13 protein-coding genes are annotated in these 13954 nt (G+C 75.0%); all 13 read left to right on the plus strand.

Going from position 1 to position 13954, the window contains the following annotated elements:
* Positions 1–41 precede the first annotated feature (41 nt).
* Positions 42–629 carry a TetR/AcrR family transcriptional regulator gene (locus tag ACH01S_RS10245; protein ID WP_067888400.1) on the plus strand — a complete coding sequence of 196 codons (588 nt, stop codon included), beginning with the start codon at positions 42–44 and terminating at the stop codon, positions 627–629.
* Positions 630–655: 26 nt separating this feature from the next.
* On the plus strand, positions 656–2551 hold the full coding sequence (locus ACH01S_RS10250; protein WP_067888403.1) for a protein kinase domain-containing protein: 1896 nt from the start codon (positions 656–658) through the stop codon (positions 2549–2551).
* A gap of 34 nt (positions 2552–2585) precedes the next feature.
* Positions 2586–3266 (plus strand): vWA domain-containing protein, encoded by a 681-nt coding sequence (locus ACH01S_RS10255; RefSeq protein WP_083980513.1) that lies wholly within the window; start codon positions 2586–2588, stop codon positions 3264–3266.
* Positions 3263–3991 carry a PP2C family serine/threonine-protein phosphatase gene (locus tag ACH01S_RS10260; RefSeq protein WP_169809245.1) on the plus strand — a complete coding sequence of 243 codons (729 nt, stop codon included), beginning with the start codon at positions 3263–3265 and terminating at the stop codon, positions 3989–3991. The genes ACH01S_RS10255 and ACH01S_RS10260 overlap by 4 nt, the downstream gene beginning before the upstream one ends.
* Positions 3992–4056: 65 nt before the next feature.
* Entirely contained in the window at positions 4057–4410 is a 354-nt protein-coding gene (locus ACH01S_RS10265; protein ID WP_067888407.1) for an ArsR/SmtB family transcription factor, read from the plus strand.
* A 137-nt stretch (positions 4411–4547) separates the two neighbouring features.
* Positions 4548–5033, plus strand: coding sequence for an NADH-quinone oxidoreductase subunit B family protein (locus ACH01S_RS10270; protein WP_246237057.1), 486 nt, complete (start codon positions 4548–4550; stop codon positions 5031–5033).
* Positions 5030–7051 (plus strand): proton-conducting transporter transmembrane domain-containing protein, encoded by a 2022-nt coding sequence (locus ACH01S_RS10275; protein WP_067888413.1) that lies wholly within the window; start codon positions 5030–5032, stop codon positions 7049–7051. Before ACH01S_RS10270 ends, ACH01S_RS10275 begins: the two co-directional genes overlap by 4 nt.
* Entirely contained in the window at positions 7048–7998 is a 951-nt protein-coding gene (locus ACH01S_RS10280; RefSeq protein ID WP_067888416.1) for a respiratory chain complex I subunit 1 family protein, read from the plus strand. Before ACH01S_RS10275 ends, ACH01S_RS10280 begins: the two co-directional genes overlap by 4 nt.
* On the plus strand, positions 7995–8654 hold the full coding sequence (locus ACH01S_RS10285; protein ID WP_067888419.1) for a hypothetical protein: 660 nt from the start codon (positions 7995–7997) through the stop codon (positions 8652–8654). The genes ACH01S_RS10280 and ACH01S_RS10285 overlap by 4 nt, the downstream gene beginning before the upstream one ends.
* Positions 8654–10120, plus strand: coding sequence for a proton-conducting transporter transmembrane domain-containing protein (locus tag ACH01S_RS10290; RefSeq protein WP_067888421.1), 1467 nt, complete (start codon positions 8654–8656; stop codon positions 10118–10120). The genes ACH01S_RS10285 and ACH01S_RS10290 overlap by 1 nt, the downstream gene beginning before the upstream one ends.
* A complete protein-coding gene (locus ACH01S_RS10295) occupies positions 10120–11625 on the plus strand; it encodes a hydrogenase large subunit (RefSeq protein ID WP_067888424.1) in 1506 nt (501 codons plus the stop codon). Before ACH01S_RS10290 ends, ACH01S_RS10295 begins: the two co-directional genes overlap by 1 nt.
* Positions 11626–11810: 185 nt before the next feature.
* Positions 11811–12401, plus strand: coding sequence for a glycoside hydrolase family 20 zincin-like fold domain-containing protein (locus tag ACH01S_RS10300; RefSeq protein ID WP_067888427.1), 591 nt, complete (start codon positions 11811–11813; stop codon positions 12399–12401).
* Entirely contained in the window at positions 12326–13915 is a 1590-nt protein-coding gene (locus ACH01S_RS10305) for a COG1470 family protein (RefSeq protein WP_067888430.1), read from the plus strand. Before ACH01S_RS10300 ends, ACH01S_RS10305 begins: the two co-directional genes overlap by 76 nt.
* Positions 13916–13954 lie beyond the last annotated feature (39 nt).

Raw genomic sequence — 13954 nt, forward strand, 5'->3', positions numbered from 1 at the left:
GAGTATGATTGACTGAGCGTCATTCAATCAAGGGGAACGCGATGTCTCCGCGCAACGTCGGCACCAACCAGCGGATGCGCGCCGAGGCCAAGGCCAAGATCCTCGGCTGCGCCCACCGGCTGTTCAGGGACCACGGCTACGACTCGACGAGCCTGGCCAGGATCGCCCGCGAGGCCGGGGTCTCGGCGGGCCTGACGGTCTACTACTTCCGCACCAAGCACCACATCGTCCAGGCGCTGGCGGACCGGCTGCTGCACGAGACGGTGGTGCGGCGGATCGAGGCGCTCGACCCCGGCGCCGGTCCGGACGAGCGGCTCGCCGCCCTGATCGACGCCGTCCTGGAGGCGGCGGCGGCCGAGCCGCGGATCATCGCCCTGCACCTGGCCCTGCTGCTGCGCCCCGGCATCGCCGAGACGCTCGCCGACGCCGAGCACGAGCACGAGGAGCGGCTCGCCGTCCTGGCCCAGGAGATCCTCGCGTCCAGGGGAACCGACGCCGTCACCGAACAACTGCTGTTCCGCACCACGATGATGGGGCTCGTCTATGGCATGGTCAGCCCGTATCAGCCATTGCCGCTGGAAACGGCGCGCGCACACATGTACGCCCAATACGGCCTTGCCGAGCGGTAGGAGGCCAGAGGGCCGGAGACCGGAGCATGCTGACGGTCGGGAGCGGCGGTGAGCTGAGGGTCGGCGCCGCGTTCCGCCGGGGCGGGCAGGGCGAGCTCTTCGCCGTCTCCGGACGGCCCGACCTCGTGTTCAAGCGCCTTCACGACGCGGAACTGGCGCGGGACGCCGCATGGCCCGACCGGTTACGCGTGATGGTCGCCCATCCCCCGCCGGGGGTCCGCGACGGGCACGGGCATGTGCTGCTGGCCTGGCCCTCCGACTACGTCCTGGACGGCGACCGCTGCGTCGGCTTCCTCATGCCGCGCCTGGACGTCTCCCGGACCGCCGAGCTGCACCTGCTGGCCAATCCGTCCGACCGGCGGTCTCCGGGCCCGGGAGGGCCGCGCTGGGCGGTCCAGTGGACGTGGCGGGAACTGCTGCACACCGCCGTCAACCTGGCCACGGCCGTACGGGTCGTGCACGAGTCGGGTGTCGTGATCGGTGATTTCCAGGAGCGGAACGTCCTCGTCGACCAGCGGGCACGGGTCTCCCTGGTCGACTGCGACTCGATGCAGGTCGCCGATCCCGACACGGGAAGGGTGTTCCACTGCACGGTCGGGCGGCCCGAATACACCGCGCCGGAGCTGATCGGCGCGGACGTCGCGAGCGTCCGCCGTGAACCGTCGTCCGACCTTTTCGCCCTGGCCGTCCATATCCACCAGATCCTCTTTTCCGGGGCCCATCCCTTCGACGGCGTGTGGACCGGGCCGGGAGAGAAGCCGCGCCGGGACCGGTTGGCGGCGAAGGGCTGGTACGCCAACGGCCGCAAGGGGCCGCTCCGCCCGCCGCCGGGCGTGCCCGGATTCGAGCTGGTGACGGCGCCGGTCCGCGACCTGTTCGACCGCGCGCTGGCCGAGGGGGCGCGGCGGCCGGAACGGCGGCCGACGGCGGCCGAATGGCAGGCGGCGCTGCGGGACCTGGCCCACGGACTGAGGAACTGCCCGGCGGACCGGGCGCACGTGTTCCCGCGGGAGGCGGCGTCGTGCCCGTGGTGCGCCGCCGACCGCGCGCGGTCCGAGCACGCGCCGCCCGTCCCGGTTCCCGCGCCCCGGCCCGTCGCGGCGGCGGCGCCCGCCCGGAGGCGCCGCCGGTGGCCCGCGTGGGTCGGCGCGTTCGCGGTCCTGGCGACGGTGGGCGCGTTCGCCGTTCCGAAGGTCGCGGACGCGGTGCGCCCCGAACCGGCGCCCCCGGACATCGCGGCACCCCGCTTGCTGGGCGCCGCACCGCACACCGTCCCGGCGAAGCCCGCGATTCAGAGCGTCTATCCCTCGACGCTGAGAATCGAGCGGGCGAGCCTCAGCGGGTTCCGGCTGACGGTGAGTTTCGACGCGCGCGGCGACTATGTGTCCAATCCCGGATTCCGGGGGGCGCGGCTGCTCGTCCACACCCGCCGGGGGCTGGTCGACGTCGCCCCGATGAAGCTTGAGCCCGTCGCCTCGGACCAGGGGCACATCGCGGCCCGGCTCACCTATCCGGCGCATCTGCCCGGCGACTACGACTTCGTCTTCGACCGCGGGCGTTTCCCGTGGACGCGGATCGGACGGGTCGACGAGCCCGCCGCGGCCATCGTCCCGAGGACGAACGGGCCGTTCGGGACGCCGGCGTCCTGGACGCTCTTCCGCGAGACGCCCCTGCCCGACGGACGGCTCCGGCTCGACGTCGGCGGCTATGGGCGTCCGAGCGCGGGCTGCCTGCTTCCGAAGAAGGACGAACCGAAGACCACCGAACGCGATTACCAGAACCAGAACTACTACTCCTGGAACGGCGGCACCGTGATGGCCGTCGGGAACGCACCGTTCTACCGCGCCACGCTCACCTTTCCGCACAAGGGCCGCGCATTCCGCTTCTACTGCGATCTTCCCGACACAGAGATCCCCCTGTGACCCCCAGGTCACACCCTGAAAGGAACAGTTCAGAATGACCGCACCGTTCACCCCGCGCCTGAAGCTGGACAACCGCGATCCGCGCGTCGCCTGCGTCCTGCTCCTCGACGTCTCCCTGTCGATGGGCGGCGCCCCGATCGACGAACTGAACCGCGGGTACGCGCAGTTCTGCGGCGAACTCGGCGAAGACCCGCTGGCCCGCAAGCGCACCGAGGTGGCGGTCGTGACGTTCGGCGGCGAGGTGCGCGTCGCGCAGCCGTTCGCCGAGGCCAGGGAGCTCGCGCCGCAGCGGTTCCCGGTCTCGGGCACGACCCCGCTGGGCGAGGCCCTCGACACGGCGATGGACCTCGTCGAAGGGCGCAAGGCCGAATACCGGGCGGCCGGACTGGAGTATTACCGGCCGTGGCTCTTCGTTCTGAGCGACGGTTCGCCCACCGACGGGGAAAGGTTCGAGAACGCCGTCCGGCGGCTGTCGGAAATGGAGCGCGCGAAAGGCGTGACCGTGTTCGCGGTCGGAATCGGCGAGGCCGCCGACATGGACCAGCTCGCGCGGCTGTCGCAGCGCGGTCCGGCGCGGCTGCGGGGTCTGCAGTTCGGGCCGATGTTCGCGTGGCTGTCGGCGTCCATGCAGCAGGTCAGCAACTCGGTGGCGTTCGGTCCCGAGAGCGACACCGCGCAGGTCCCGCTGCCGCCGGTCGGCTGGGGCACCGCGTGAGGGTGCTGGCCGCCTCGGTGACCGGCGCCGCCCACCGGCGGTCCGCGCAGGACTGCCAGGACGCGTGGGCGTCGGCGCGGACGCGGGCGGGGCTCGTCCTCGCGATCGCGGACGGCGCGGGTTCCCGCGAACACGCGGCCGAGGGCGCGCGGACGGCGGTCGCGGCGGCGTGCGCGGCCGCGCGGCCGGGGGACGATCCGCTGCTCGCCGCGTTCGCCTCCGCGCGGCGGGCCGTCCTCGGCCTGGCGCCCGACCCGGACCCGTTCGCCTGCACGCTCGCGGTGGTCGTCGTCGGCGCCACCGAGGTGGCGGCCGGGCAGATCGGCGACGGGATCGTCGCGGTCGAGCGGGGCGGCGCCGCGCTGGGCGCGGCGGCGCCGGCGCGGGGCGAGTACGCGAACGAGACGGTCTTCCTGACGTCCGGCGACGCCCTGGACGCGCTGGCCGTCGAACGCTTCCCCGCGTCCGAGGTGACCGGGGTGGCGCTCTCCACGGACGGGCTCCGCTCGGTGATCCTGGACGACCCCGCCGCCGGGACCCTGTACGAGCCGTTCTTCACCGACCTCTGGAACTACGCGAGGCGGGAATCCGCGGCCTCGGACGGGCTGCGCGACTTCCTCGCGGAGGTCCCGGACGGCACCGGCGACGACAAGACCCTCGTCGTCGCGGTGCCCGGCACCACCGGCGAGGGCGGTCCCCCGGCAAGCCCGGACGTCCCGCTTTAGGGCGTCCGCTTGCTAGGTTTGGCAATTGCCGAGGTGGTCACCTCGGCGAAGGGGGATCGGGCATCGTGAGCGCGCCGCTGTACCAGCTCAAGGCGGAGTTCTTCAAAACGCTCGGGCACCCGGCCCGGATCCGCGTGCTGGAGCTGCTCAGCGAGCGCGACCACGCGGTGGCCGAGATGCTCCCCGAGGTCGGGATCGAGCCCGCGCACCTGTCCCAGCAGCTCGCGGTGCTGCGCCGCGCGGGGCTGGTGGTCTCCCGCAAGGAGGGCGCCACGGTGATCTACTCGCTGACCAGCCCGCGCGTGGCGGAGCTGCTGGGCGTCGCCCGCGCGATCCTGACCGGAGTACTGTCCGGGCAGGCGGAACTCCTCGACGACCTGCGGGCCGCGGGCGCCGCCGAAGGCCGAAAGCGCTCCTAACGGGCTCCTCGGATCGAACCGGGCCCGTGCTGTGCTGTCCCGACCAGTTGCTAACGTTGGCAATTGCGCAGGACGGTAACTTCTTGTGCTTCGGTGCCATATGGCCCCGTATGGGCCGTCTCACATTGAGGAACACGGTGAAAGATCTGCTGCGCAAGATCCGCGGGACCGGCCGGGTCGCGGAGCCGCCGCCCGCGCGTCCCGCAGGCGTGTCCACCGGACGCGCGCGGGAGTTCGGCGGGTCGGTGCAGGTCCGGCACGTGGACGCGGGGTCCTGCAACGGGTGCGAGATCGAGATCGCCTCGGCGTTCGGCCCGGTGTACGACGCCGAGCGCTACGGGGCCCGGCTCGTGGCCTCGCCCCGCCACGCCGACGCGCTGCTGGTGACCGGGCCCGTGACCCGCAACATGCGGATGGCGCTGCGCCGGACCCACGAGGCCGTCCCCGAGCCGAAGGTCGTCGTCGCGGTCGGCGACTGCGCGCGGAACTGCGGGGTGTTCGCCGAGGCGTACGGCGTGGTCGGCGCGGTGGGCGACGTCGTCCCGGTGGACGTCGAGGTGCCCGGCTGCCCGCCGCCGCCGGAGGCGATCACGGCCGCGCTGCGGGGGCTCACCGGCCGATGAGCCTGACAGGGGCCGCGCTCGGGGCGGGGCTCGGATCGAGCCTGCTCGCCGCCGCGGCCGGGACGCTGCTGCCGCGGCGGGCCCGCCGCGTGGGCGCGGGCCTCGGGACCGGCGCGGCCGGGGTCGCGGCGATCGTTGCGGGCGGGTCGGCGCTGTCCGGCCGCCCGTGGGACGCCTGGTACCCCGACCTGCTGCCGCTGGCCGGGATCCGGCTGGCGGTCGACCCGCTGAGCGGGCTCTTCCTCGCGGTCACGGGCGCGGTGGCGGTGTGCGCGGCGGTGTACGGCGTCGGATACGCGCGCGGCGGGCACGGCCCGGACGGACGGGTCGCCCAGGCGATGGTCCCGCTGTTCGTGGCGGCGATGCTGCTGGTGCCCGCGGCGGCGAGCGCGAGCACGTTCCTCGTGGCGTGGGAGCTGATGGCGCTGACGTCGCTGCTGCTGGTCGTGGCCGAGCACCGGCGGCGCGCGGCGGTGGCCGAGGCCGGGCTCTGGTACGCGGTGATGACGCACCTGGGGCTGGTGGCCGTCCTGGCCGGGCTCGTGGGGTTCGCCGCGGCGGCGGACGGCGAGGCGTTCGCGCAGATGCGCGCGGCGGCCGACACCATGTCGCCCGCAGCGCGCGGCGCGGTGTTCGTCGCGACGTTCGCCGGGTTCGCGTCCAAGGCGGGCATCGTGCCGCTGCACGTGTGGCTGCCGCGCGCCCATCCGGAGGCGCCGAGCCACGTGTCGGCGCTGATGAGCGCGGCGATGGTCAACCTCGGCGTGTACGGGATCGTGCGGGTGGGCTTCGACCTGCTGGGCGGCGGGCCGGAGTGGTGGTGGCTGCTGGCGCTCGCCGCGGGCGCGGCGTCGGCGCTGTACGGGATCCTCCAGGCGGCCGTGGCGACCGACCTGAAGCGGCTGCTGGCCTATTCGACGTGCGAGAACATGGGGCTGGTCCTGCTGGGCGTCGGGGCGTCCGGGCTGTTCGCGGCGGTCGGCTCCGGTCCGCTGGCGGCGCTGGCGATGACCGCCGCGCTGCTGCACGTGGTCAACCACGCGGGGTTCAAGACGCTGCTGTTCCTGTCGGCCGGGTCGGTGGTCCACGCCACCGGCACCCGCGACCTGGACGCCCTCGGCGGCCTGCGGTCGCCGATGCCGGTCACCACCGCGCTGTTCGGCGTCGGGGCGCTGATGGCGTCGGCGCTGCCGCTGGGCAACGGGTTCGTGAGCGAATGGCTGCTGGTGCAGAGCCTGATCCACGCGCTGCCGTCCGGCGGGACGGTCACCGCCGTCACGATGCCGCTGGCCGTGGCGGTCGTCGCGCTGTCGGCGGGGCTGGCGGTCGCGACGTTCGTCAAGGCGTTCGGCGTCGGGTTCCTCGCCCGCCCGCGCACGCCCGCCGCCGCGCGGGCGCACGAGAGTCCCGCGACGATGCTCGCCGGGACGGCGGCGGCGGCCGGATGCTGCGTCGCGCTCGCGCTGGCGCCCGGGTGGGCGGCGGCGGGCCTGGCGCGCGCGACCGCCGTCGCCGCGCCGGGACCGGACGCGGTGTCCGCCCAGGCGACAATGCGGCCGGCGGGGCTGCCGAGCACCATGTCCCCGCTGATCATCGCGGTCGCGCTGCTCGTCGCGGCGGTCGGGCTGGCCGCGCTGGTGCGCGCCGCCGCGTCCCGCCGGGCCCGGCGGAGGGCGCGGCTGTGGGACTGCGGCGCCGGGCCGATGTCGGCCCGCATGGAGTACACCGCGACCTCGTTCGCCGAGCCGTTGCAGCGGGTGTTCGACGACGTCCTCGCCCCCGAGACCGACCTCGACGTCACACCGGTCACCGAGTCGGCGTACCTGGTGGACAGCGTGACCTACCGCGCCCGGGTCGGCGACCGGATCGAGCACCGGCTGTACCGGCCGGTGCTGGCGGCGGTGGCGTGGACCGGGCAGGCCGTCCGGCCGCTGGCGAACGGCAGCGTGCACCGCTACGTCGGGTACGGGTTCTCCGCGTTCACCGGCGTGCTCGTCGTCCTGGCGGTGCTGCGGTGAGCGGGGCGGGCGCGGTCGGCGCGGCGGCCCAGGTGGCGCTGGTGGCCGCCGGGGCGCCGGTGCTGGTCGGCGCGATGCGGCAGGTGCGGGCCCGGCTGGAGGGACGCGCCGGCGCCGACGTCCTGCAACCGTGGCGGGACCTGCGCAAGCTCCTCCGCAAGGAGGCGATCGCCCCGGACGGCACCGGCCCCCTCTTCCGGCTGGCGCCGCTGGTGCTGGCGGGCTCCGCCCTGGTGATCGCCGCGGTGATCCCGATCGCGACCACCGCGTCGCCGCTGGACGGGGCCGCCGACCTGTTCGCCGTGGCCGCCCTGCTCGCCCTCGGCACGGTCGCGCTGGCGCTGGCCGGGCTGGACACCGGCACCGCCTTCGGCGGCATGGGCGCGAGCCGCGAGATGACCGTGATGGCGCTGGTCGAGCCGACCATCCTCGTGTCGATCTTCGCGCTGTCGGTGCCGGTCGGCTCCACCAACCTCGGCGCGATCGTCACCTCGACGCTGCACGAGCCGCAGCGGGCCGCGTCCCCGGCGAGCGTGCTGGCGGCCGTCGCGCTGGCGGTGGTGGCGATCGCGGAGACCGGGCGGATCCCGGTGGACAACCCGTCCACCCACCTAGAGCTGACGATGGTCCACGAGGCGATGGTCCTGGAGTACGCCGGGCCCGACCTCGCGCTGGTGGAGTGGGCGTCGGCGATGCGGCTGACGATCCTGCTCGGCCTCGTCGCCAACCTGTTCGCGCCCTGGGGCATCGCCGGAGCGTCCCTGGCGATGCTGCCGGTCGCGCTGATCGCCTTCGCCGCCAAGGTCGCGGTGCTCGGCGGCGCCCTCGCCGCCGGCGAGGTGTTCATGGCCAAGCTGCGCATGTTCCGGGTGCCCGAGCTGCTCGCCGGGTCGTTCGTGCTCGCGCTGCTCGCGGTCGCCGCGTCCTACTTCCTGGTGGGCCCGTGAACCACGTCCTGTACGTGCGGCTCCTCGACCTGGCCTGCGGCGCGTTCCTGCTGGCCGGGGTGCTGGTGCTGTGGCGGCGCGACCTCGCCGCGATCGTCCGGCTGTTCGCCGCGCAGGGCGCGGCGCTCGGCTGCCTCGTCGCCGTGCTCGGCGTGGCCGAGGGCGACCCCGAGGTCATCGGCCTCGCGGCGGGGATCGGGCTGCTGCGCGCGGTCGCGCTGCCCTGGCTGCTGCGCCGCGCGATGACGGCGGGCGGCGCCGGACGCGAGACCGAACCGCGGGTGAACGTGGCCGCGTCGCTGGTGGTCGCGGCGCTGCTGGCCCTGCTGGCGTACGCCGTGACGCGTCCGGTGGTGGCGCTCGACCCGGCGCCCGCCGTGCAGGCCGTGCCCGTCGCGCTGACCGTGGTGCTGATCGGGTTCTTCGTCCTCGTGACGCGGCGGCGCGCCCTCTCCCAGGTCGTCGGGTTCCTGCTGGTGGACAACGGGATCACGGCGGTCGCGTTCCTGACGACGTCGGGGGTGCCGCTGATCGTCGAGCTTGGCGTGTCCCTGGACGTCCTGCTGGCCGTGCTCGTGCTCCAGGTGCTGACCACCCGGATGCGGGCCGCGTTCGGCGACACCGACCTGGACGACCTGCGGGAGCTGCGGGACTGATGACCCTCCTGTTGACCGCCCCCGTCGCCGCGCCCGCGCTGGCGGCGGGCGCGTACGCGGCCTTCGGCTGGCGGCGCGGCACGGCCTGGCTGGGCGCCGCCGCGGCCGTCGCGCTGCTCGCCGCCGCCGTCGCCCTCGCCGTCCACGCCGTGGACGCGCCGCGCACCGGCCTCGGCGGGCTGCTCCGCGCGGACGCCCTCACCGCCTTCATGCTGATCGTGATCGGCGCGGTGGCGGTGCCCGCGACGCTCGCCGCGCCCGGCTACCTCGCCGCGGAGCGCACCGCCGCGCGGGACGCGCGCCGCTACGGCGTCCTCACCCAGGGGTTCGTCGCCGCGATGGCGCTCGCGGTGCTGGCCGCGAGCCTCGGCGTCCTGTGGGTGGCGATCGAGGCGACGACGATCCTGACCGCGTTCCTCGTCGGGCACCGCCGCACCCGCAACGCCACCGAGGCGGCCTGGAAGTACGTGGTGATCTGCTCGGCCGGCATCGCGCTGGCGCTCCTCGGCATCGTGCTGCTGCACTTCGCGGCGCGGCACGCCCAGGTCCCCTCGTCCGGGTCGCTGGACTGGACGCAGCTCACCGCGCACGCCGGGCGGCTGGACGCGGGCGTGACGCGGATCGCCGTCGCGCTGCTGATCCTCGGCTTCGGCGCGAAGGCGGGCCTCGCGCCGCTGCACGCCTGGCTGCCGGACGCGCACGGCCAGGCCCCGGCGCCGGTGTCGGCGCTGATGTCGGGCGTGCTGCTGTCGGTCGCGTTCTACGCCGTCCTGCGGATCAAGGTGATCGCCGACGCCGCGCTCGGCGCCGGGCCCGCCCGGACGCTGCTGCTCACCGTCGGGCTGGCCTCGCTCGCGGTCGCCGCCGCGCTGCTGCTCGCGCAGCGCGACTACAAGCGGATGCTCGCCTACTCCAGCATCGAGCACATGGGCCTGCTCGCGGTCGGCGCGGCGATCGGCACGCGGCTCGCCGTCATGGCGGTGCTGCTGCACGTCCTCGGGCACGGGCTCGCCAAGTCGGTCGCGTTCCTCGCGTCAGGGCACATCGGCCGGATCGCCGGGGGCAGCCGGATCGACGCCGTGCGCGGCCTCGCCGCGCGCGCCCCGCTGGTCGCGGGCGGGTTCGGCGCGGCGGTGCTCGCGCTGCTCGGCTTCCCGCCGTTCGGCCCGTTCGCCAGCGAGCTCGGGATCTTCCGCGCCGGGTTCGCCGCCGGGCTCGGCTGGGCCGTCGCGATCGCCCTCGTCCTGCTGCTGGTCGTCATGGGCGCGCTCGCCGCCCGCACCGGCCGGATGCTGCTCGGCGCGCCGCCGGACGCGCCCGGCGCCGCCGCGCTCCCCGTCCGGCTCCCCCGCGCGGACGCGGCGGCGCTCGTCCTCGGGCTGGTCGGCTGCGCCGCGATCGGCATCGGCCTCGGACCGCTGCGCACCCTCCTGGACCACGCGGCCACCGTCCTCGGAGCGCACTGATGGCCCCGCCGGAGCGGACGAGCGTCGAGGTCAACGCGGGCGCCCTGCCGAGGCGCGCCGCCGCGCTGCTGGACGGCGGCTCCCGCCTCGCCCTCGTCGCCGCCCACCACGACCCGGACGCCCTGCGCGTCGTGTACCTGTTCACCCATCCGGCGACCGACCGCCGCACCGAGCTGCACGTCCCGCTCGACCCGGCCGACCCGGTACTGCCCAGCCTGGCCGGGATCAGCTTCCCGGCGGGACGGTTCGAGCGCGAGATGCACGACCTGTACGGGATCGTCCCGGAGGGTCATCCGCTGCCGCGCCGGCTCGTCCGCCACCACCACTGGCCGCGCGGGTGGTACCCGATGCGCGCCGACGCCGGGCCGCCGCCCGAGTTCGGGGACCCCGAGGGCCCCTACCCGTTCGTGCAGGTCGAGGGGCCCGGCGTCTACGAGATCCCGGTCGGGCCGGTGCACGCCGGGATGATCGAGCCCGGCCACTTCCGCTTCTCCGTCGTCGGGGAGAGCATCCTCAAGCTGAAGGCCCGGCTGTGGTTCGTGCACAAGGGCATCGAGAAGCTGTTCCAGGGGCGGTTCCCCGCCGACGCCGTCCCCTTCGCCGAGCGCGTCAGCGGCGACACCACCGTCGGCCACACCCTCGCGTTCTGCCTCGCCGTCGAGGAGGCGGCGGGCGCGGAGGTCGCGCCCGGCGCGCAGCGCGCGCGGGCCATCCTGCTGGAGCTCGAACGGCTCTACAACCACGTCACCGACCTCGGCGCGCTGTGCAACGACGTCGGGCATTCGATCCTGAACGCCCAGTTCGGACGCGTCCGCGAGCAGCTGCTCCGCCTCAACGCGCGGGTCACCGGGCACCGGCTGCTGCGCGGCGGCGTCCACCTCGGCGGGGCCGCCCTGCGCGCGATCCCCGACCCGGACGCGCTGCGGTCCATCGAGGCGGACGTCGCGGAGATCGTCGCGCTGGCGCTCGGCCACACCGTGGTCGCCGACCGCTTCACCGGCACCGCGCCGCTGACCGCCCGGGCCGCCCGCGACCTCGGCGCCCTCGGCTACGTCGCCCGCGCCTCCGGCCTCGACGCCGACGCCCGCCGCGACCACCCCTTCACCGACCTGCGCCCGGCGCTGACCGTCCCGACCGCCGAGACCGGCGACGTGCTGGCCCGCTTCCAGATCCGCGCCCGCGAGATCGGCGCGTCGATCGCGATCGTCAACGACCTGACCTACGGGACGAACCCGGGCTCGGCCACCTACTGGCCGCCGCTCGACCCGCCGCCCGCGCCGTCCGGCCGCCCGGCGTCGGGCGTCGGCGTCGTCGAGGGGTGGCGCGGCACGATCGTCCACCGCGTCGAGCTCGCCCCGGACGGCACCCTCACCCGAGCCAAGATCGTGGACCCGTCGTTCTTCAACTGGCCCGCGCTCCCGCTCGCCCTGAGCGGCGCGATCGTCCCCGACTTCCCCCTGGTCAACAAGAGCTTCAACCTCTCCTACGCAGGCAACGACCTCTGACCGGCCGACGACGCCGACTGCGCGTTTGTGCTCGTTTATGAGCGGAAAACCGAAATGCGCTCTTGACCGAGCGCGCTCCTCGGCGGAGCGTGCCTCGTCGCGTCACAGCTCGTCCCGATCCCCGCCACCGTCGCCGAACCCGCTGCCCCCGGCGCGTCCGCCGGGAGTGGACGGGCGGCGAGGGCGTGTTCCACCTCGCCGGCGCCCTCCGCGACGACCTGCGCGGCATCACCGGCCGGACGCTCCCGGTCGCGCTCGGCGTCGGGCCCGGACGCGCGGGCGACTTGCGGCTCGCCATCGATCCCGCGCTGCCCGCGGTGCTCGGCGACGAGGGCTACCGGCTGGAGGTCGCCGGGACGCCGACCGTCCGCGGCCGCACCCCCACGGGCGTCGCGCGCGGCGCGCAGACCGTCGAGCAGCTCTTCGCCCTGGACCCGGGACGCGCCGCCGTCCCGAGGGGCACCGCCGACGACTGGCCCGAGACCCGGCAGCGCGGCTTCATGCTCGACGCGGGCCGCAAGTACTACCGGCCCGACTGCATCGAGCAGCAGATCCGGACGGCCGCCTGGCTGAAGCTGAACACCGTCCATCCGCGCGTGGTCGACGAGGCCGGCGCAGCGCTCCTGGGTCGCCTGGGTCTGGTACTCGTCGGTGCTGCCCCGTTACCGCGCCGGACAAGGACATCAAGGTCGAGGCGTGGGTGGGCAGGGGCGCGCAGCACTACCTCGACCTCGGGTACGAGGTGCTCGCGTCCCCCGGCGACCTGCTCTACGTGACGCCGGGCAGCCCGCCCGGCGGGTGGCTGCTGCCGGACGACCGGTCGCTGTACGGGGAGTGGCGGCCGCAGACGCACGAGCGGCTCACCGGGTACATGATCTCCCGGTGGTCGGACGGCGCCGAGACGCAGACCGACGCCTACTTCGACTGGTTCGCGCACCGTCCGCAGCAGGTGCTCGCCGACCGCGCCTGGGGCGGACCGCGACAGGGCGGGCACTTCGACTTCGAGAACCGGACCGACCGGCTCGGCCCGCCGCCCGGCGTCGCCGCGCCGCCCGCCCGGACGGTCAGGCTCGACGGCGCGCCCTACGGGTCGGGCCCGCCCTACGGCGGTTCGGACGCCACGTTCGACAAGGCCTTCGACGGCGACCCCGCCACCGCCTACGACTACGAGAAGGCGGACGGCGGCTACGCCGGGATCGACCTCACCGTGGAGAACGGGAAGCGGTTCCGGTGGCTGCGCTACGTCAGCCCGCCCGGCTGCTTCGGCAACGCTCCGTCCGGCCGGGGAGAACATCGTCACCACCGCGTTCACCAACTCCGCGCGCCCGCTGGACGGCGCGTACCGGGCTTCGGTGCCGCCGGGGCGCACGGTGACCGCGCGCCGGCGGGTCGACGTGCCGCTGGACGCGATGCCCGACGCCTACCGCCTCGTCGGCGGCGCGACCTGGCCGGGGGGGACGGCGGGCACGAGACGCACGGCGCCGCCGCGACCGCGGTCCCGGCCGCGCTGACCGCCGCCGTCGACCCGGCGACGCTGGTCGTCGCGGACGGGAAGCCCGCGACCGCGACCCTGCGGGTGACCAGCGCGGCCGGACGGCCGCTCGACGCGGGATGGACCGTCCAGGCTCCGGCCGGAGTGACCCTCACCCCGGCCAAGGGGACGATCCGGGTGGCGCCCGGCGGCACGGCGACGCAGCGGATCACCGTCGCGCCGGACGGCGGGCCGGGGGTGCACGCCGTCCCGATCCGGCTGTCGGCGCGGGCCGCCGGGGAGGCGTTCGGCACGACCGCCCGGCTGCGCGTGTCGGTCCCGGCCGCCGCGTTCGACAACGTCGGGACGACCGGCGACGGCGGCGAGGACCCGGCCGGGCTCAACGGCGGCATGTCCTTCACCTGGCCCGCCGCCGCGCCCGGCGCCCCGGACAACGCGCTCGCCGACGGCCAGACGATCGCGGTCGGGAGGCGGGGCGGCAGGCTCGGCCTGCTCACCGTCGGCACCTACGGGCCGATCGGCGGGAAGGGGACCGTCCGCTACACGGACGGGACGACGCAGGAGTACAGCGTCACCGATCCGGACTGGCAGGTCCCGTCCCTGCCCCCGGACGCCGACCCGGCGGTCACGATGCCGTACCACAACCTCGCCGGAACGGGACGGGTCGACCGCAAGACCTACGTCTTCTTCCACGGAGTGGACCTCGACCCCAGCAAGACGGTCGCCTCGGTGAACCTGCCCGCGGTGAGCTCCACCGCGCGGGGAGGTGTCCACGTCTTCGCGATGGCCGTGTCCTGAGGCTCGGCTGAGAGAGCGCCGTCCCGCCGCGACCGGCGG

The organism is Actinomadura chibensis NBRC 106107 (genome assembly GCF_001552135.1).
GTDB lineage: Bacteria > Actinomycetota > Actinomycetes > Streptosporangiales > Streptosporangiaceae > Spirillospora > Spirillospora chibensis.

What these genes read in the sequence shown, in the direction of transcription:
- ACH01S_RS10275 (WP_067888413.1), top strand. Translation starts at nt 5,030, where the DNA reads ATGAGCCTGACAGGGGCCGCGCTCGGGGCGGGGCTCGGATCGAGCCTG.
- ACH01S_RS10255 (WP_083980513.1), top strand. Translation starts at nt 2,586, where the DNA reads ATGACCGCACCGTTCACCCCGCGCCTGAAGCTGGACAACCGCGATCCG.
- ACH01S_RS10245 (WP_067888400.1), top strand. Translation starts at nt 42, where the DNA reads ATGTCTCCGCGCAACGTCGGCACCAACCAGCGGATGCGCGCCGAGGCC.
- ACH01S_RS10295 (WP_067888424.1), top strand. Translation starts at nt 10,120, where the DNA reads ATGGCCCCGCCGGAGCGGACGAGCGTCGAGGTCAACGCGGGCGCCCTG.
- ACH01S_RS10250 (WP_067888403.1), top strand. Translation starts at nt 656, where the DNA reads ATGCTGACGGTCGGGAGCGGCGGTGAGCTGAGGGTCGGCGCCGCGTTC.
- ACH01S_RS10290 (WP_067888421.1), top strand. Translation starts at nt 8,654, where the DNA reads ATGACCCTCCTGTTGACCGCCCCCGTCGCCGCGCCCGCGCTGGCGGCG.